Consider the following 18,262-nt stretch of genomic DNA (forward strand, 5'->3'; position numbering starts at 1 on the left):
CCCGGCACAAGAGTAACCGGCGGGCCGACCGACAGGCGTCGCGCGTGGTGCCTCCGTTGCAAGTGCCATGCCCGCGCGCCGCGCCGCTTGCTATGCTGGGAATCGTCCACATCCGACTCACCGCGTACGGCCAGCGGAGCGACCACGTGCCCGACCAACCCTACCGTCCATTAGCCGGCGAGGCAGCGGCGGCCAAGCCGGCAACGGGCTGGCTGCGCTGGCTGCCAGGCGTGCAGATGCTGCGCCAGTACGAAGCAGCATGGCTGCCCCATGACCTCGCGGCCGGCCTCGTACTGACGACCATGCTCGTGCCGGTAGGCATTGCCTACGCCGAGGCATCCGGGGTGCCCGGCATCTACGGCCTGTACGCCACGATCATTCCGCTGCTGGCCTATGCGCTGTTCGGTCCCAGCCGCATCCTGGTGCTCGGACCGGACTCGGCACTGGCCGCGCCGATCCTCGCCGTCGTGATCCAGCTGTCGGCTGGCGATCCGGCACGCGCGATCGCCGTGGCAAGCATGATGGCGGTGGTATCGGGCACGGTATGTATCCTGGCCGGGCTGCTGCGCCTGGGGTTCGTTACCGAACTGCTGTCCAAGCCGATTCGCTACGGCTACATGAATGGCATTGCCTTCACCGTCCTGATCAGCCAGCTTCCCAAGCTGTTCGGCATTTCCATCGAGGATGCGGGACCTTTGCGGGAACTGTGGGACCTGGTCCGTGCGATCGGTGACGGAAAGTCCAACTGGTACAGCACAGCGGTCGGCGGCGGCGCGCTGGTGCTGATCCTGCTGCTCAAGCGCTTCGAACGCGTGCCGGGCATCCTGATCGCCGTGGTCCTGGCGACACTGAGTGTCGCCTGGTTCGGGCTGGAGGAACACGGGGTCAAAGTGCTGGGCAAGATGCCGCAGGGCCTGCCCGCCTTCCACCTGCCCTGGCTGAGCGGCGTGGATATCGCCAAGGTGGTGGCCGGCGGTTTCGCCGTGGCGATGGTGGCATTCGCCGACACCAGCGTGCTGTCGCGCACCTACGCGGCGCGCATGAAGCGCCCGGTCGATCCCAATCAGGAAATGGTCGGCCTGGGCGCAGCCAACCTCGCCGCGGGGCTGTTCCAGGGCTTCCCGATCAGCAGCAGTTCGTCACGCACGCCGGTTGCGGAAGCGGCCGGCGCCAGGACCCAGCTCACGGGTGTAATCGGTGCGCTGGCCGTGGCCGCCCTGCTGCTGTTCGCGCCGAACCTGATGCGCTACCTGCCGAACAGCGCGCTGGCGGCGGTGGTCATCGCCTCGGCGCTCGGGCTGTTCGAGTTCGCGGACCTGAGGCGGATCTTCCGCATCCAGCAATGGGAATTCTGGCTCTCGGTGGCGTGCTTTGCCGGCGTCGCCGTATTCGGTGCGATTCCCGGCATTGGCCTGGCCGTAGCGCTCGCCGTCCTTGAATTCCTGTGGGACGGCTGGCGCCCGCACTACGCCGTCCTCGGGCGCGCTGACGGCGTGCGCGGCTACCACGACGTGGAACGCTACCCGGACGCGCGCCTCGTGCCGGGGCTGGTGTTGTTCCGCTGGGATGCGCCACTGTTCTTTGCGAATGCGGAGCTGTTCCAGACATGTGTCATGCACGCCGTCGACGGATCGCCGACCGCGGTGCGACGCGTGGTGGTGGCAGCCGAACCGGTGACCAGCGTCGACGTGACCTCGGCGGATATGCTGCGTGAACTCGACAAGGCGCTGGACGAACGCGGGATCGAATTGCACTTCGCCGAGATGAAGGATCCGGTCAAGGACAAGCTCAAGCGCTTTGAACTGTTTGACCAGCTTGGGCAGGATGTTTTTCACCCTACGGTTGGGGCGGCGGTGGATGACTATCTGAGCGACCACAAGGTGGATTGGAAGGCGTGATGACTAGGCGGCAGCTGCGTCCATAAGAACAGCTCTTCGCTGAAGGGCGGGGTGTCGTGCTTGGCGGGCGCCGCTGTTTCGCCGGCGTAGCCGGCGGGGCTTCTCGTTGGGGGTGGGTTATCGCTCTTGGCAGGCGCTGCTGTTTCGCCGGCGTAGCCGGCGAGTCACTTTTGTCCGAGCGACAAAAGTAACCAAAAACGCGTTTTGGTTGCCCCAAAGGGGCGAATTTTTATCGTAGTGTGCTGAGGGTGTTGTACGGGTATGGGCTTCAGAGTGATTTACGCTGCCTGCCGCGTGGGGCACGACCGTGGTCAGAATTACAGCGCTGATTGAACGAGCCCTGCAAGCGTCTGTGGACCCTGCTGCTAGCGGCATCGTGTGATCGCCTTCGGCTGCGCTCCGCGCAGAGCTCTAGTCTGGGCACGCAGGCCCAGGGCGAACCACGCCTCGGTGACGATGCCTGCCAATGCATGAGCGGCGTAGAGAGAGGGGCGAGAAGAATGCAGACCTCGGGCGCCAGCGAGGTTGATGAGCTTGCACCCAGACGACGCCGTGCGCGCAGCGCAGCCGAAGGCGTCCCACCACTGACCTTATTGAAACGCTGTACCCGAGTCCGTCTTGGGGATCGTCCAAAAGCCGTGCCGCGCGAGGCACAGGTTCTGACTCACATGGCGTAGCAGGGTCGAACGGCCGACCACCATCGCAGGCGTCCAAAGCCGTTTGAACCACTGTCGCCGTGGAATTGATGGCCAGCGGCAACGACGCGCTTTTTGGTTACTTTTTGTCGCTCGGACAAAAAGTGACTCGCCGGCTACGCCGGCGAAACAGCGCCGCCTGCCAAGACCGATAACCCGCCCCCAACCAAGCCCCCCTCCCCACACACTCCAGCGAAGAACCATAAAAAAACGCCGGCCTGCCAGACAGCAGGCCAGCGTATCCCTACATCGGCACACGCCAGCGTGAATCAGCTCCCCTGCTTCACACAATCCACGAAATACGCCTTGCGGCCATCAACCTCTTCCTCCACCAGCCCGTGCACATCGGTCTCGAAGCCCGGGAAGAGCTTGTTGAATTCGCGTGCGAACTTCAGGTACTGGACGATGGTGCGGTTGAACCGCTCGCCCGGAATCAGCAGCGGGATGCCCGGCGGGTACGGCGTCAGCAGGATGGCCGTAACGCGACCTTCAAGGTCGTCCACCGGCACGCGCTCGATCTCGCGGTGCGCCATCATCGACCACGCGTCCGACGGCTTCATCGCCGGCTCCATGTCCGACAGGTACATCTCGGTCGTCACGCGCGCCACGTCATTGGCCTTGTAAACGCTGTGCACGGCATCGCACAGGTCACGCAGGCCCATGCGTTCGTACTGCGGATGCTTGCCGACGAATTCGGGCAGCACGCGCCACAGCGGCTGGTTCTGGTCGTAGTCGTCCTTGAACTGCTGCAGCTCGGTCACCAGCGAATTCCAGCGGCCCTTGGTAATGCCGATGGTGAACATGATGAAGAATGAGTACAGGCCCGTCTTCTCGATGATGATGCCGTGCTCGGCCAGGTACTTGGTGACGATGGCCGCCGGGATGCCGCGGTCGCTGAACTCGCCGTCCACGTCCAGGCCCGGGGTGATGATGGTGGCCTTGATCGGGTCGAGCAGGTTGAAGCCATCGGCCAGGTCGCCGAAGCCGTGCCAGCGCTCGTTGGCCTTGAGCATCCACTGTTCGCGCTCGGGCATGCCCTCGTCGTTCAGCGTGTCCGGGCCCCAGACCTTGAACCACCAGTCGCCGTTGTTGCCGGCCTCGAAGTCGCCTTCGACCTTGCGCATGGCGCGGCGGAAATCCAGCGCTTCCTGGATGCTTTCTTCCACCAGCGCGGGGCCGCCCGGCGCTTCCATCATGGCCGCGGCGACATCGCACGAGGCGATGATCGAGTACTGCGGGCTGGTCGAGGTGTGCATCAGGTACGCCTCGTTGAAGCGGTAGCGGTCCAGCTTGCGCGTCTCGGAGTCCTGCACGAGGATCTGCGAGGCCTGCGACAGGCCGGCCAGCAGCTTGTGCGTGGACTGCGTGGCGAACACGAGCGCGTCCTTGCTGCGCGGACGGTCGCGGCCGATCGCGTGCATGTTGTGGTAGAACTCGTGGAACGCCGCGTGCGGCAGCCAGGCTTCATCGAAATGCAGCGTGTCGATTTCCGACGCCAGCATCTCCTTGATCTGCTCGGCGTTGTACAGCACGCCGTCATAGGTACCCTGCGTGATCGTCAGGATGCGCGGCTTCTGGTTCTTCGCCTTGCTCGCGAACGGGTGGTTGGCGATCTTGCGGCGGATGGTCTCCGGATCGAACTCGCTCTTCGGGATCGGGCCGATGATGCCGTAGTGGTTGCGCGTCGGCATCAGGAACACCGGGATCGCGCCCGTCATCATGATCGCGTGCAGGATCGACTTGTGGCAGTTGCGGTCCACCACGACGATGTCGCCCGGCGCCACGTTGGCGTGCCACACCATCTTGTTCGATGTCGACGTGCCGTTGGTCACGAAGAACATGTGGTCCGAGTTGAAGATGCGCGCGGCATTGCGCTCGGACGCGGCCACCGGGCCGGTGTGGTCCAGCAGCTGGCCGAGTTCATCCACCGCGTTGCAGACGTCGGCGCGCAGCATGTTCTCGCCGAAGAACTGGTGGAACACCTGGCCCACCGGGCTCTTCAGGAACGCCACGCCACCCGAGTGGCCCGGGCAGTGCCACGAGTACGACGAATCCTGCGCGTAGTCGATCAGCGCCTTGAAGAACGGCGGCGCGAGCGTGTCGAGGTAGACCTTGGCTTCGCGGATGATGTGGCGTGCCACGAATTCGGGGGTGTCCTCGAACATGTGGATGAAGCCGTGCAGCTCGCGCAGGATATCGTTCGGGATATGGCGCGAGGTGCGGGTCTCGCCGTACAGGAAGATCGGCAGGTCGGTGTTGCGGCGGCGCACTTCGTTGACGAACGCGCGCAGCTTCTCGATGGCGGCTGCTTCGGGCCGGTCATCGGCGGTCACGAACTCGTCGTCATCGATCGACACGATAAAGGTCGAAGCGCGGCTGGACTGCTGCGCGAACGAGGTCAGGTCGCCGTAGCTGGTCAGGCCCATGACCTCCATTCCCTCTTTCTCGATCGCCTCGGCCAGCGCGCGGATACCCGAGCCGGAGATGTTCTCGGAGCGGAAGTCTTCGTCAATGATGATGACGGGGAAGCGGAATTTCATCGGGCATCCTTGATGGAAAGCAGGACATAAAGGACTGAGCCACATGGCCGGCAGGGGTTCCCCTGCTACGGCGACATGTGGCTCTCACGTCAGGTCTTGGCGCCCGCGCGTCTATCGCGAGCTGGCCGTTCCGGCAAACGCCGGCATTGTAATGCGCTCAGGTCTTCGGCAGTGTGACACCGTGCTGGCCCTGGTACTTGCCGCCGCGGTCGGCGTACGAGGTCTCGCAGACCTCGTCGCTTTCGAAGAACAGCACCTGCGCGCAGCCTTCGCCGGCATAGATCTTGGCGGGCAACGGCGTGGTATTGGAGAACTCCAGCGTCACATAGCCTTCCCACTCGGGCTCGAACGGCGTCACGTTGACGATGATGCCGCAGCGCGCATACGTGCTCTTGCCCAGGCAAATGGTCAGCACGCTGCGCGGGATGCGGAAGTACTCCATCGTGCGCGCCAGCGCGAACGAGTTCGGCGGGATGATGCAGACGTCACCCTTGAAATCGACGAACGATTTCTCGTCGAAGTTCTTCGGGTCGACAATGGTGCTGTTGATATTGGTGAAGATCTTGAATTCGTCGGCGCAGCGGATGTCGTAGCCGTAGCTCGAAGTGCCGTACGACACGATCTTGCGCCCGTCAGCCTCCCGCACCTGGCCGGGTTCGAACGGCTCGATCATGCCGTGCTGTTCCGCCATGCGGCGGATCCACTTGTCGGATTTGATGCTCATAGAGTCGGGAGGGTAAACGCTTAGCGAGAGTGCGCCGAATTGTACAACCAATCCGCACCCACACCGGCCTCAATTGAAGTGGCGCTCAGGCGACAATTTCCTCGGGCAGGCGATGGTGAAAGCGCTCCTTGCCCGTGTAGAGCAGGAAGTGCTTGCCCGTGCACCTCGCAAACAGCGTCATATTGACCCGTTGCGCCATCTGGTAGCCCATCTGCGTCACGCCCGAGCGCGAGAGCAGGAACGGAATCCCCATCTGCGCCCCCTTGATCACCATTTCGGAGGTCAGACGGCCGGTGGTGTAGAAGACCTTGTCGTCGCCGCGCATGTCTTCCAGCCACATGCGCCCGGCAATCGCATCCACCGCGTTGTGGCGGCCCACGTCCTCGACGAACATCAGCAGCTCGCTGCCGCGGAACAGCGCGCAGCCATGCACCGAACCGGCCTGCTTGTACACCGACTGCTGCAGGCGGATGGTGTCGACGATGCCGTAAAGGGTGTCCTGGTCGAGCGTGGCACCGGCGGGCAGCTGGATATTGTCGATTTCGTCCAGCAACGAGCCGAACACCGTGCCCTGTCCGCAACCGGTCGTCACCACGCGGCGCGCGGTGCGCTCCTCGATGCGGTCAACGCCGGTCCGGGTGGTCACGGCGGCGGATTCGGTTTCCCAGTCGACCTGCACGGCGGCAATGTCCTCGATCGATTCCACCAGCCGCTGGTTGCGCAAGTAGCCGAGCACGAGGTGCTCGGGCGCGCCGCCAAGGGTCATCAGCGTGACCAGTTCACGCTTGTCGAGATAGACCGTCAGCGGGCGCTCGCCGGGCAGGTAGGCCGGACGTGCGCGTCCGAGCTCGTCGACGACTTCGACCTCTTCGATCAGGGGAACAGCTGCGTGAGTCAGTTCGGGACGCAGTGGCATGGATGGCGGAGTCGGGGGCTACTCAGGTTTGCCCCACCACGCCGGTCCGGCAAGCGATGGGGCGCAGGTTAAGGCGCCTTTGCGGTCGATTGTACTGCTGCGGCGGCCGGGGTGGCTGGTGCCTCGGGCGGCACGAACGGCCCTGGGTCGGCACAGGCAGCTGTCTGCACCGGCTCATGCGTGCCCTTGCCGCTGGTCTTCATGTCGCCGTAGTACCGCGCCGCGACCTTGTCCTGAGCCTTGCAGAGCTGGAACGCGGCAACCTTGTCGGCCCACGCCGTACGCGCTTTCGTTTCCTCCGCCTTGGCCTTCTGGGCGTCAGTCGGCGCCGGCAGCTTGGCCAGCGCGGCTTGCGTGCCGGCGGCCAGGGCAATCAGCATCAGTATGCGTTTCATGGTCGTGATCCGTGAAAGCGTGTCGACAACAATTCAGGCCTCGCCCGGGCTGCGCCGCCCGGCGGTGCCCGGTTCCGGCGTTGCCGAGCGCTGGGCCGGGATCTTCCCGGACTTGATGTCGTCGTACCAGAGTTCGTGATGTTCCCTGGCCCAGGCCTCGTCGACCCAGCCGTCGCGCATCGCACGGTAGGCGCCTTCCATGCCGATGGTGCCCATGTAGATATGGCCCAGCGACATCGCGATCATCAGCACGGCGGCAATGCCATGGATCACGTTGGCGATCTGCATGGTGGCGCGGTAGTAGTCGAGTCCCGGCACGATCATGTCGAGTACCCAGCCCGACGCGGACAGGATCAGACCAAAGAGCACCAGCCCGCCCCAGAACCACATCTTTTCGCCGAAATTGAACCGACCGGTCGGCACATGCTTGCCGCTGGCCAGCCCGCCGAAGCTCGTGATCCAGCGGGCGTCATCGCGGCTGGGCAGGTTGTCGCGCACGAAGATCACGAAGGCGACGATGATCGACAACGTGAACACCGGTCCCGCCAGGTTGTGGATGTTCTTCAGCAGGTAGCTCAGCCAGCCGAACAGCGTGTGCCCCATGATCGGCAGCATGAAATGCTTGCCGAACAGCATCACGATGCCCGACACGCCGAGCAGCACGAACGAGATCGCCATGGTCCAGTGCACGATGCGTTCGATCGGCGTGAAGCGCTCGATCATGCGGCCGGTGCGTGGCTCGCGCAGCGGAATCGTGCCGCGCCAGGCGAAGAAGCCGAGGATCGCGAGCGGCACGACGACCAGCAGCCAGCCACCCCATACGGTGATCACGCCATTGCGAAACAGCCGCCATTTCTGGCCGGTCCGCTGGATCAGCACGCCGGCTTCCTTGGCCGGCAGGCTGCTGTAGTGGGCCTGGTCGGAATTGATCTCGCGCCAGACCGGCGCGTTGTTGCCCGGCTGCGTCACCGAGCGGTCCTGCTGCGACTTCGCTTCGCCGGCGATATCACGGCGCGGCACGTTGAAGATGTTCTCCGAGGCAATGCCAGCCAGCGGCTGCGCGGGATGCGTGGCCGGGTTGTTGGCGTCCGCCGGCTGTGCGGCCGCGGCGGCCGCAGGGGCTGGCGGCGCCGAAGCGGGTGCCTGCGCCAGCACGGCACTGCTCGCGAATGCCAGCCAGACCAGCGCGGCGGCCAGCCAGCGGCAAAGATTCTGCGTGGGCCTCATACGCGCTCCTTCGGATCGCCCCGCCCTGCCTGCTGCGCAGTCACGGCGTGCGGTTGTATTCGTTCTGCAGCTGATTGCGCTGGCGGATCTGGTTCTGCCAGCTCGTCTTGTCGCCCACGGTCCAGCCTTTGACGACGAAGGGATCATCCGGCGCACCCTGCCAGGCGGCCGCATCGGACTTCTTGTGCGAGGCGGTCGCGGTCTGTGCCTTTTCGCCACAGGCCGCGAGCAGCACGCCGGCCGCGGCCAGCACGGCCATCATTGCGATGCGCGTCATGATGGTTGCCCCCCGTTGCCGTTGGCCGGACCAGGAGCGGCAGGTGCAGCGGGCGCGGCCGGTGCCTGCTGCGCACCACCCTTCGTGCCGTACGCGGTGCCCCAGCCGAACACGTCGCCGCCCTTGCCGCGCTTGATCACGCGGTTGCGCAGGATGTCGGCAATCACGTCGCCGTCGCCGCCGAGCAGTGCCTTGGTCGAGCACATCTCCGCGCACAGCGGCAGCTTGCCTTCGGCAAGGCGGTTGCGGCCGTATTTCTCGAACTCGGCCTCCGAGCCGTTCTTCTCCGGCCCGCCCGCGCAGAATGTGCACTTGTCCATCTTGCCGCGCACGCCGAAGGTGCCGGTGGACGGGAACTGCGGCGCGCCGAACGGGCACGCGTACGAGCAGTAGCCGCAGCCGATGCACACGTCCTTGTCGTGCAGCACCACGCCATCTTCGGTGCGGTAGAAGCAGTCGACCGGGCAGACCGCCATGCAGGGCGCATCCGAGCAGTGCATGCAGGCGACCGAGATCGACTTCTCGGCGCCGACCATGCCGTCGTTGACCGTGACCACGCGGCGCCGGTTCACGCCCCATGGCACCTCGTGCTCGTTCTTGCAGGCGGTGACGCAGCTGTTGCATTCGATGCAGCGCTCGGCGTCACAGATAAATTTCATGCGGGCCATGGTGTCATCCTGCGATCAATGTCGTGCATTCAGGCAAAGCGTTCGATCTGGCAGATCGTGGTCTTGGTTTCCTGCATCATCGTCACCGAGTCATAGCCGTACGTGGTGGCCGTGTTGACGGCTTCCCCGCGCACGATCGGCATCGCGCCGTCCGGGTAGTAGTCCTTCAGGTCTTTGCCTTGCCACCAGCCCGAGAAATGGAACGGGATGAAGGCGGTGTCCGGCCCCACGCGCTCGGTCACCAGCGCGCGCACCTTGATGCGTGCGCCCGTCGGCGTCTTCACCCAGCAGAAGTCGCCGTTGCGGATGCCGCGGTCGGACGCCGCACGCGGGTTGATCTCGACGAAGTTCTCCTGCTGCAGTTCGGCGAGCCACGGGTTGGAGCGCGTTTCCTCGCCACCGCCCTCGTACTCCACGAGGCGGCCCGAGGTCAGGATGATCGGGAACTTCTCGTAGACCTTGTTTTCGATGTTGCGCTGCTGCACGGTCTTGTACAGCGTGGGCAAGCGCCAGAACGCCATCTTGTCGTCGTGGGTCGGGTACTTGGCGACCATATCGGGCCGCGTCGAATACAGCGGCTCGCGGTGCTGCGGAATCGGATCGGGGAAGTTCCACACCACGGCGCGCGCCTTGGCATTGCCGAACGGATGGCAGCCATGGACTTTGAGCACCACGCGCTGGATGCCGCCCGACAGGTCGGTCTTCCAGTTCTTGCCTTCGGCGGCCTTTTTCTCGTCGTCGGTCAGGTCGTCCCACCAGCCGAGCTTCTTGAGCAGCACGTGGTCGAACTCCGGATAGCCGGTGGTGATCTCGGCCCCCTTCGAGCAGGAACCATCCTCGGCCAACAGGTTGACGCCATCGCGCTCCACGCCGAAGTTCGCGCGGAAATTGCCGCCGCCATCCATCACATGCTTGCTGGTGTCGTACAGGTTCGGCGAGCCCGGGTGCTTGAGTTCCGGATTGCCATAGCACGGCCATGGCAGTCCGAAGTAGTCGCCGGTCAGGTCATAGCCGGTCGCGGCGTCCTTGCCGCCACTGCAGCGCAACGTCTTCACGTCGAACATCTGCATATTGCGCATATGGGCCTTGAGCCGTTCCGGCGACTGGCCGGTGTAGCCGATGGTCCAGTTGCTGCGGTTGATCTCGCGCAGGATCGACTCAGGCTCCGGCTCCATCCAGGTCCGTCCGGCACGCTTGACCTCGATCAGCTTGAGGTTCTTCGACAACTCCTTGCCGAAGCCAAGCCTGTCGGCAAAGGCCTGCATGATGGTCTGGTCGGGCATCGACTCGAACAGCGGCTCGATGACCTTCTCGCGCCATTGCAACGACCGGTTGGAGGCCGTGCAGGAACCCGAAGTCTCGAACTGCGTGCAGGCCGGTAGCAGGTAGACCGCGCGGTTCGGGTTGGTCTTCTCGCCTTCCGCCGGCGGCATGTTGGCCATGGCGGCAGTCGCGGACGGGTATGGGTCGATCACGACCAGCAGGTCCAGCTTGTCCAGCGCCTTCTTCATTTCCAGGCCGCGCGTCTGCGAGTTCGGGGCATGGCCCCAGAAGAACACGCCGCGTACGTTATTGTCCTGGTCGATCAGTTCGTTCTTCTCGGTGACGATGTCGATCCAGCGCGACACGGTCGTGCCGGACTTCTCCATCATCGCCTGCGAGGCGAACTGCTTCTTGATCCATTCGTAGTCCACGCCCCACACCGCCGCATAATGCTTCCACGCGCCCGTAGCCAGGCCGTAGTAGCCCGGCAATGAGTCGGGATTGGGGCCGACATCGGTGGCGCCCTGCACGTTGTCGTGGCCGCGGAAGATGTTGGCGCCGCCGCCCGACACACCGATGTTGCCGAGCGCAAGCTGCACGATGCACGACGCACGCACGATCGCATTGCCGATGGTGTGCTGCGTCTGGCCCATGCACCAGACCAGCGTGCTGGGCCGGTTCTTGGCCATGATCTCGGCCACCATCTTCACCTGCGCCTCGGGCACGCCGCAGACTTCCTCGACCTTGTCCGGCGTCCACTTGGCCAGCACTTCCGCCTTGACCTTGTCCATGCCGTAGACGCGGTCCTGCAGGTATTTCGGGTCTTCCCAGCCGTTCTGGAAGATGTGGTAGAGCACCCCGAACAGGAAGGCGATGTCGGTGCCCGAGCGGATGCGCACATAGTGGTCGGACTTGGCCGCGGTGCGCGTGTAGCGCGGGTCCACCACGATCACCTTGCAGCCATTCTCCTTCGCATGCAGCAGGTGCAGCATCGACACCGGGTGCGCCTCGGCCGCATTGGAGCCGATATACAGCGCCGCCTTGGCGTTCTGCATATCGTTGTACGAGTTCGTCATCGCCCCGTAGCCCCAGGTGTTAGCCACGCCGGCCACGGTCGTCGAGTGGCAGATGCGCGCCTGGTGGTCGGTGTTGTTGGTGCCGAAGAACGACACCCACTTGCGCATCAGGTAAGCCTGTTCGTTGCTGTGCTTGGACGAGCCGACGAAGAACAGGGAATCGGGACCGGTCTGCTGGCGGATCTCCTTCATCTTCGCGGTGATCTCGTCGAGCGCCTGGTCCCAGCCGATGCGCTGGTACTTGCCGTTGACCAGCTTCATCGGGTACTTCAGGCGGTACTCGCCATGGCCGTGCTCGCGCAGTGCGGCGCCCTTGGCACAGTGCGCGCCCATGTTGATGGGCGAGTCGAACACCGGTTCCTGCCGCACCCACACGCCGTTCTGCACCACCGCATCGACCGCGCAGCCGACCGAGCAGTGGCCGCACACGGTACGCTTCACCACGATGCCGCCCTTGCCTTCCGCGGCCGCGACGGTCTTGTCGTCGGCGGCGTCGGCCTTGCGCAGCAGCGTCAGTTGCGAAGCGGCCAGGCCCACCCCGACACCGATGCCGGAACGCTTGAGGAAACTGCGCCGGTCCATGGTCGGCATGGCGCCGGCCAGCCCTGCGGCAAGTCGCGTGGATAACCGGCCTGGTGCCGATGTCGAACTGGCCTGTGCCAGGCCATCAGCGAGTCGGGTCGATGCGCCCTGCGCCGCGCGTTTGCGGGTCAAGATCATGTCTCACCTCAGCAGAGGAAAGCAGCTGTTCAGCCCATGCGGAATGGCGGCGCCGCGTTGCCGGCGCGCCCGCATGCTTACACGAGGGTGGTGCGGTAGTACTTGCGAATGTGTTCGGAAACGCGGTAGCCCTTGTTGTCCGACGGTGCGTCGGAAGGCTCGGGAATCGCGGCAATCCCGGCTGGCGCGGCCGGACCCCGCGCCGTCAGCGACGCTGCGCCGGCGGCGGCAGCGACAACACCAGCGCCCGCAAGAAACGTGCGGCGCGCGACCCTGGGTTGCTTCTCTTTCATGTGGGGCACTCCTCGGTTCGGCACTGCGTTGCCGATGATTCAGCCGTTATGCGTTGTTATGCATATTCTAGGTGCAAGATAGCTGAAAGACCATGCCGTTACCGGGTTAATCCCTATTTCGGAGAGGCATGCCCACCCATCCGATCAATGCATTTCGAGCTGCACAGCCTCGACGTCCGCAAAGGCCTGCATCAGTTCGGCAACGCTGCGATAGAAGCGCGCTCGCGGATGCCCGCTTAGTGCATCGCACAATTTCGCGATCCATGGCTGCATGTGCTGCGCATAAAAACGCTGCTGCTCGCCAAGGTTGGAAACGCCCACGTCTTCGCCGGCAACCAGGAACCGCATCACCTCGCACAGCGTGGCCACGTGGTCTTCGGTCTCGCTGACACCGTCGTGCCGGACCAGCCCGTAGCGGGCCAGGTCGTCGCGCAGCGCCACCAGCGGGCGCTCGTTCAGGAAACCGGTGAGGTAGAAGGAGCCGTACAGGAACACTTCCTGGCGGCCGACGCCCTGGAACAGTTCCTGGTATTCCTCTTGCGCCTCAGCCTCGCTCGTGGTCGATGCCGCATCGCACAACATATTCCAGGCTCGGCCCAGTACCGTGCCCGCATCATCGCCGTGCGCGCGGTTGGCGGCGATGTGATGGAGCAGCGCCGCATCCGGCGCGCGGTAGAACAGCGTGGCCAGCAGGCCGTACAGGTCGGCGCGGGCAATGTCCTCGGCGTCGCCGGCGGGCGCCGCGGCTGTGAGCTGGATGGGCTGAAAATCTGTCATGTCGTGATGAAATTTTTGGTGGGGCTCCAAACGCTTATCGAAGCGTGGCGCCGCTAATGGCACCGGGATCACGCTCCATCATGTCGATCACGCGGCAGTCGGGGCACATCTTCAGCCGCTCGGCGGCAGCGCCGGCAAAGGCGGGATGCCCGGCCAGCCGGACCAGCATCGATTCCACCATCTGCGCCGTGCCGAACGGCTTGGCGCAGCGCACGCAGTGGAACGGCTGCGCCTCGTTGAGCGTGACAGTGCGCCGCGCAGCCTCGCCGGCCAGCAGGCGCGGCATCAGCGTGATCGCATGTTCCGGGCAGGTCTTCTCGCACAGGCCGCACTGCACACAATTGCGCTCCAGGAAACCCAGCACCGGCCGCTCCGGGTTGTCGCGCAGTGCCTGGGTCGGGCAAGCGCCCACGCAGGCCATGCAGAGGGTGCAGCTTGCGGTATCCACGACCACTGCGCCGATCGGCGCGGCGGATGGCAGCGGCACGGTGTCGGCCGGCACGGGCGCATGCCGCACGAGGTGGTCGAGCACGAAGTCGAGCATCTCGCGCTTGGCGGCCACCGCACCGAACGGCGCGGGTGGCAAGGCGTGGCGGGCGGGCCGCAGCGCGGCAAGCCCGGCATCCAGCAACGCGGCATCGGCTGCCTCGACCAGCGACACCGCGCCGGCCTCGTAGCCAAGTCCTGACAGCAGCGTCCGCGCCACCTCGATCTGTTCCTGCAAGGCGGTACGGTACTGTGGCGCCTCGTCACCGGTCAGCAGTATCGCCACATGCGCCGCGCCCCAGCACAGCGCCGCGAGCCAAAGCTCCAGCCCGGCCGCGGCCGGATGGAACACTGGCACCGGCATCACGTTCGGTGGCACACCCTGCGCCTGTCCCGCACGCGCGGCGCGGCCGAGCGCCAGGATGGCCGGCGTGCCGGTCTCTTCGCCATGCAGCAGCACCACGGCGTCGCGGCCACCTGCCGAGCGATACGCCGACAGCAGCGTGCGCAGGCGTGTGCCCAGCACCTCGGGGCCGGGATACGCATAGCTGATCGCCCCGCTCGGGCAGACCGTGGTACACGCCCCGCAGCCCATGCAGAGATTCGGCGTGACCTCGATGCGGCCCTTGCCGTCATGCCATTGCGAGCGAATCGCCTGCGTCGAACAGATGTCGATACAGGCCGTGCAGCCGGTGGTCTGGTTGCGGCCGTGGGCGCAGATATTTTCCTTGTAGCGGAAGAACTTCGGCTTCTCGAACTCGCCCACGAGCTGAGTGAGGGCCAGCGCCTGTTGTCGCTGGCGCAGTGCATCGCCGCCTGCGTGCAGGTAGCCCTGCGGCGGCTGGTGCATGGTGAAGGCGGGCGTGTCGTTGAGGTCGAAGACCAGGTCGAAGCGGCCCTCCGCAACCGCCGCCGGCCTGTCGAAATCGATCGCGGCCGCCGCGCCGCAGGCGCGCACGCAATCGCGGTGGGCACGACAGCGATCCATGTCGATCTGGTAACTGAAGTCGATCGCGTGCTCGGGACAGGCTTCGATGCAGGCATTGCAGCGCGTGCACAGGTCGAGGTCGATCGGGTTGCCGCGGCCCGCGCCGGTCTCCCACGAGGCCTCGAACGCGCCCAGCCAGCCGGATAGCGCGCGTAGCGTTCCGCTGTGCACTGGCCACGCACGCTCCGCCGGCGCGGCAGCCGATGCCACCTGAGTGTCGCCGTGCGACAGCAGGACGGTGACTTCCAACGACATCGCCGCCAGACGTTCGGCCCACGGCAACGCGCGATCGGCCGGGCCCATCACGAGCACGGCGCCTTCGGCGCGGTAGTCCACCACGGGGACCGGGTCCGGCTCAGGCAGCGCGGCGACTGCCAGCAGCGCGGCAATCTTGGCGTTGGCGGTCTTCGGGTCGCGCTTCGCGCCCTGCGACCAGCCGCCAGTCTCGCGGATATTGACGAAGCGCACCGGCGCGACCACCACGGCGCGGCCGTTGTCGCCGCGCGCGGCCTGTGCGGCCACCTCGGCAAACAGGTGGCGTTCCTGCGTGCAGGCGACGATCACGTCGTCAGTGCCGTCGAGCGCCGCCTTGAAATCGCCGATCTCCCGGCGACACAGCAGGCGGTGGACCTTCAGCGGGCCACCATGGGCTTGCGACAGCGCCGCCCCGTCAAGCGGCATGGTCTCATTGCAACTGCAAATCAGCGTCGGCATGGCGAATGCGGCTGACCGGCCCGGATGCCCTTCTTGCGAGGGTCTGCAGGCCGGGAGTTCATGGGGAGTCCTATTCTAGGCGCGGCAGTTGCCGCGGGGCTACGCGTGTTTATCCGGCCCCGGTTCCGCTGGCGGAGCGGCGGATCCGGACGTGTCGGCGTCGTCGGCATCATCCGGGGCGGCATCCGGCAGGGCTGCTGCCTGTGCCGCCGGCAGTTCTGCGGCGTCCGTCGCTTCGGTCGCTTCCTCGGTGTCGAATAATCCCAGCGCCTCCGACTGCCGCAGGCGCCGCAGCACGTCGGGGGGAATCGGGTCAGGCTTGCCGTAGTCGTCGATATAGGTATCGAGCCCGTCCATCACATTGAAGTGCGGGTCGGCAAACAGAGTCTTGAGCGCGGCGCGCTTGACGCCCTCGTCCACGCCGCGTGCGACAAAGCGCGCGATGTTATCGCCAGGCTGTAGCAGGGCCACGTCGGCCATGGTCGGCAACGATGGCAACTCGGCAGGTACTTCAGCCGCGGTTGCCGGTGTCTGCACGGCAGCGTCCGGCACCTGCGCAGGCAGTGCCGGATCGGGTGCCTCGGGTTCGTCCGGCACGACATCGCCTTCCCGCACCGCGGCCTTGCGGCGCGACCAGCGTGACAGGAAAGACGATTCGCTCATGGCAGGCGGCCGTCAGTATCAGTATCGCGCGCGATCCTCCGGCGCCTTGAACGACTCGGGCCGGCGGCGCTGCTTCGGTTCGGGGCGGTAGTTCTGGTCGACGTAGGCCTGCAGCCAGTCACGCTGGTCGGGCGTCAGCGGCACGTTTTCCACGGTTTCGCCGGCGTCGAGCCAGCGGCCGGCCTCGTTGTACGACAGCGAGACCGTCACAGGCACCGGGCGCGCCGCTTCGGCGGGCACATCTTCCTGCATGCGCCAGTGCACGAACCAGCAGGGCTGCGTCGAGGTGAGATTGAGGTAGTAGCCTTCGCCCTGGTCATGGAACAGCACGACCTCGAAGCCCGGATAGAGCCAGCGTGCGCCGTGCTCGTCCTGTTCGAGGCACATGGGCACGGTGCCGAATTCGCCCAGGTCCGGCCAGACCGCCTCGAGCTCCCATTTCCAGGGCTGCCAGCGGCTGGCCAGCGCCACCCTGCGCATGACCACCGCCATGGTGACGGCGGGGCGGGCTTGCGGGGTGGGCGTTTCCATGGCGCAGGGCCTCAGGTGTTCTGCACGACGATGCTGGGGAACTTGCTGGTCATGTCGCGAGCCTTGTCGGCCACCTTGATGGCGACCTTGCGCGCGATGCCACGATACAGCTCCGCCACCGGGCTGTCGGGATCGGCTACCACCGTCGGGCGGCCCGAGTCCGCCTGCTCGCGGATCGACAGGTTCAGCGGCAGGCTGCCCAGCAGGTCGACGCCGTAGTCGGCGCACATCTTTTCGCCGCCGCCCTGGCCGAAGATATGTTCGACGTGGCCACAGTTCGGGCAGCAGTACACCGCCATGTTCTCGACGATGCCCAGGATGGGAATCCCCACCTTCTCGAACATCTTCAGGCCCTTCTTGGCATCGAGCAGCGCGATATCCTGCGGCGTGGTGACGATCACGGCACCCGTGACCGGCACCTTCTGCGACAGCGTGAGCTGGATGTCGCCGGTGCCCGGCGGCATGTCGACGATCAGGTAGTCCAGGTCATGCCAGTTGGTCTGGCGCAGCAGTTGTTCCAGCGCCGACGTCACCATCGGGCCCCGCCACACCATGGGGTTGTCCTGCTCGATCAGGAAACCGATCGAGTTGGCCTGCAGGCCGTGGCCTTCCAGCGGCTCCATGGTCTGGCCGTCGGACGATTCGGGGCGGCCGTCGATGCCCAGCATCATCGGCAGGCTCGGGCCGTAGATGTCGGCGTCCAGCATGCCCACGCGCGCGCCTTCGGCCGCCAGCGCCAGCGCCAGGTTGACCGCCGTGGTGGACTTGCCCACACCGCCCTTGCCCGACGCCACGGCAATCACATTCTTCACGCCCGCCAGCAGCTTGACGCCACGCTGCACTGCGTGGGCGACGATCTTCATGCTGATATTGACGCTGACATTGCTGACGCCAGGCAGTTGACGCACCGCAGCAACAACCAGCTTGCGAATCGGCTCGAACTGGCTCTTGCCCGGGTAGCCGAGTTCCACCTCGAGCGACACGTCGCCGCCGTCGACCCGGATATTCCGGGCCGAGCGGGTGGACACCAGATCTTTGCCCGTATTGGGATCGATGACCGTGCGCAGGACTTCCGTGACCTGTTCAGTGCTGAGGCTCAAGACAAACTCCGCTTGTTTGTAGATAGTGGGGACAGGCTAATGTATCAAAGTATGAAGCAGCGGCCATCAGGTCCGCGAATCAGCCTGCAAACCCTTGCGTGCCTTATGGGTTTTCGCGGTGCGCGCTGTGCGAACTTTCTGTGGGATTACAGACATTTACAACTCTCACAAGCTTGCACTTGTGCTCGCGCCGCCATATCCATATTGTAGTGCCCCGGTGCTGCACGGGGCTCTGCCCTGCCCGCTGCATGCACGGCGTCGGCAGGCGCCGGGTGCGCAGCGCGTTACTATCGGCGTTACCATCTAGGTTG

General features: G+C 65.3%; 15 protein-coding genes. 1 reads left to right on the top strand and 14 read right to left on the bottom strand.

Features of this window, described 5'->3' with window-relative positions:
* Nucleotides 1–146 precede the first annotated feature (146 nt).
* Entirely contained in the window at nucleotides 147–1,898 is a 1,752-nt protein-coding gene (locus KHO41_RS17150; protein WP_211954475.1) for a SulP family inorganic anion transporter, read from the top strand.
* 964 nt (nucleotides 1,899–2,862) lie between these two features.
* Here the strand turns inward: KHO41_RS17150 and KHO41_RS17155 are convergent.
* The 14 genes from KHO41_RS17155 to apbC all read right to left on the bottom strand — a co-directional run bounded on the left by KHO41_RS17155 (nucleotide 2,863) and on the right by apbC (nucleotide 17,951).
* Complete coding sequence (locus tag KHO41_RS17155; protein WP_211954476.1) at nucleotides 2,863–5,133, bottom strand: arginine/lysine/ornithine decarboxylase; 2,271 nt, start codon at nucleotides 5,131–5,133, stop codon at nucleotides 2,863–2,865.
* 157 nt (nucleotides 5,134–5,290) lie between these two features.
* Complete coding sequence (gene dcd, locus KHO41_RS17160; protein ID WP_029046089.1) at nucleotides 5,291–5,857, bottom strand: dCTP deaminase; 567 nt, start codon at nucleotides 5,855–5,857, stop codon at nucleotides 5,291–5,293.
* A gap of 85 nt (nucleotides 5,858–5,942) precedes the next feature.
* Nucleotides 5,943–6,773, bottom strand: coding sequence for a formate dehydrogenase accessory sulfurtransferase FdhD (locus KHO41_RS17165; protein ID WP_211954477.1), 831 nt, complete (start codon nucleotides 6,771–6,773; stop codon nucleotides 5,943–5,945).
* Between the two features lie 68 nt (nucleotides 6,774–6,841).
* Nucleotides 6,842–7,168: a hypothetical protein gene (locus KHO41_RS17170; RefSeq protein ID WP_211954478.1), complete on the bottom strand. Its 327-nt coding sequence runs from the start codon at nucleotides 7,166–7,168 to the stop codon at nucleotides 6,842–6,844.
* A 33-nt stretch (nucleotides 7,169–7,201) separates the two neighbouring features.
* Entirely contained in the window at nucleotides 7,202–8,395 is a 1,194-nt protein-coding gene (locus tag KHO41_RS17175) for a formate dehydrogenase subunit gamma (RefSeq protein WP_211954479.1), read from the bottom strand.
* Between the two features lie 40 nt (nucleotides 8,396–8,435).
* Nucleotides 8,436–8,672: a hypothetical protein gene (locus tag KHO41_RS17180; RefSeq protein WP_211954480.1), complete on the bottom strand. Its 237-nt coding sequence runs from the start codon at nucleotides 8,670–8,672 to the stop codon at nucleotides 8,436–8,438.
* Nucleotides 8,669–9,340 carry a formate dehydrogenase FDH3 subunit beta gene (gene fdh3B, locus KHO41_RS17185; protein WP_211954481.1) on the bottom strand — a complete coding sequence of 224 codons (672 nt, stop codon included), beginning with the start codon at nucleotides 9,338–9,340 and terminating at the stop codon, nucleotides 8,669–8,671. The genes KHO41_RS17180 and fdh3B overlap by 4 nt, the downstream gene beginning before the upstream one ends.
* Before the next feature lie 29 nt (nucleotides 9,341–9,369).
* Nucleotides 9,370–12,399 (bottom strand): molybdopterin-dependent oxidoreductase, encoded by a 3,030-nt coding sequence (locus KHO41_RS17190; protein ID WP_211954482.1) that lies wholly within the window; start codon nucleotides 12,397–12,399, stop codon nucleotides 9,370–9,372.
* Between the two features lie 77 nt (nucleotides 12,400–12,476).
* A complete protein-coding gene (locus KHO41_RS17195; RefSeq protein ID WP_211954483.1) occupies nucleotides 12,477–12,692 on the bottom strand; it encodes a formate dehydrogenase in 216 nt (71 codons plus the stop codon).
* Between the two features lie 144 nt (nucleotides 12,693–12,836).
* Nucleotides 12,837–13,469 carry a TorD/DmsD family molecular chaperone gene (locus KHO41_RS17200; protein ID WP_211954484.1) on the bottom strand — a complete coding sequence of 211 codons (633 nt, stop codon included), beginning with the start codon at nucleotides 13,467–13,469 and terminating at the stop codon, nucleotides 12,837–12,839.
* Nucleotides 13,470–13,503: 34 nt separating this feature from the next.
* On the bottom strand, nucleotides 13,504–15,657 hold the full coding sequence (locus tag KHO41_RS17205) for a 4Fe-4S binding protein (RefSeq protein WP_211954485.1): 2,154 nt from the start codon (nucleotides 15,655–15,657) through the stop codon (nucleotides 13,504–13,506).
* A 99-nt stretch (nucleotides 15,658–15,756) separates the two neighbouring features.
* The gene (locus tag KHO41_RS17210; protein ID WP_211954486.1) at nucleotides 15,757–16,320 is read right to left on the bottom strand and encodes a DUF3306 domain-containing protein; all 564 of its coding nucleotides are present in this window, start codon (nucleotides 16,318–16,320) and stop codon (nucleotides 15,757–15,759) included.
* 18 nt (nucleotides 16,321–16,338) lie between these two features.
* Nucleotides 16,339–16,851 (bottom strand): DUF3305 domain-containing protein, encoded by a 513-nt coding sequence (locus tag KHO41_RS17215; RefSeq protein WP_211954487.1) that lies wholly within the window; start codon nucleotides 16,849–16,851, stop codon nucleotides 16,339–16,341.
* A gap of 11 nt (nucleotides 16,852–16,862) precedes the next feature.
* Nucleotides 16,863–17,951, bottom strand: coding sequence for an iron-sulfur cluster carrier protein ApbC (gene apbC / locus KHO41_RS17220; protein ID WP_211954488.1), 1,089 nt, complete (start codon nucleotides 17,949–17,951; stop codon nucleotides 16,863–16,865).
* Nucleotides 17,952–18,262: the final 311 nt, after the last annotated feature.

The sequence above is a fragment of the Cupriavidus numazuensis genome, from assembly GCF_905397435.1.
Lineage (GTDB): Bacteria > Pseudomonadota > Gammaproteobacteria > Burkholderiales > Burkholderiaceae > Cupriavidus > Cupriavidus numazuensis.

What these genes read in the sequence shown, in the direction of transcription:
- KHO41_RS17205 (WP_211954485.1), bottom strand. Translation starts at nt 15,657, where the DNA reads ATGCCGACGCTGATTTGCAGTTGCAATGAGACCATGCCGCTTGACGGG.
- KHO41_RS17170 (WP_211954478.1), bottom strand. Translation starts at nt 7,168, where the DNA reads ATGAAACGCATACTGATGCTGATTGCCCTGGCCGCCGGCACGCAAGCC.
- KHO41_RS17165 (WP_211954477.1), bottom strand. Translation starts at nt 6,773, where the DNA reads ATGCCACTGCGTCCCGAACTGACTCACGCAGCTGTTCCCCTGATCGAA.
- KHO41_RS17175 (WP_211954479.1), bottom strand. Translation starts at nt 8,395, where the DNA reads ATGAGGCCCACGCAGAATCTTTGCCGCTGGCTGGCCGCCGCGCTGGTC.
- fdh3B (WP_211954481.1), bottom strand. Translation starts at nt 9,340, where the DNA reads ATGGCCCGCATGAAATTTATCTGTGACGCCGAGCGCTGCATCGAATGC.
- dcd (WP_029046089.1), bottom strand. Translation starts at nt 5,857, where the DNA reads ATGAGCATCAAATCCGACAAGTGGATCCGCCGCATGGCGGAACAGCAC.
- KHO41_RS17215 (WP_211954487.1), bottom strand. Translation starts at nt 16,851, where the DNA reads ATGGAAACGCCCACCCCGCAAGCCCGCCCCGCCGTCACCATGGCGGTG.
- KHO41_RS17190 (WP_211954482.1), bottom strand. Translation starts at nt 12,399, where the DNA reads ATGATCTTGACCCGCAAACGCGCGGCGCAGGGCGCATCGACCCGACTC.
- KHO41_RS17210 (WP_211954486.1), bottom strand. Translation starts at nt 16,320, where the DNA reads ATGAGCGAATCGTCTTTCCTGTCACGCTGGTCGCGCCGCAAGGCCGCG.
- KHO41_RS17195 (WP_211954483.1), bottom strand. Translation starts at nt 12,692, where the DNA reads ATGAAAGAGAAGCAACCCAGGGTCGCGCGCCGCACGTTTCTTGCGGGC.
- KHO41_RS17180 (WP_211954480.1), bottom strand. Translation starts at nt 8,672, where the DNA reads ATGACGCGCATCGCAATGATGGCCGTGCTGGCCGCGGCCGGCGTGCTG.
- KHO41_RS17200 (WP_211954484.1), bottom strand. Translation starts at nt 13,469, where the DNA reads ATGACAGATTTTCAGCCCATCCAGCTCACAGCCGCGGCGCCCGCCGGC.
- KHO41_RS17155 (WP_211954476.1), bottom strand. Translation starts at nt 5,133, where the DNA reads ATGAAATTCCGCTTCCCCGTCATCATCATTGACGAAGACTTCCGCTCC.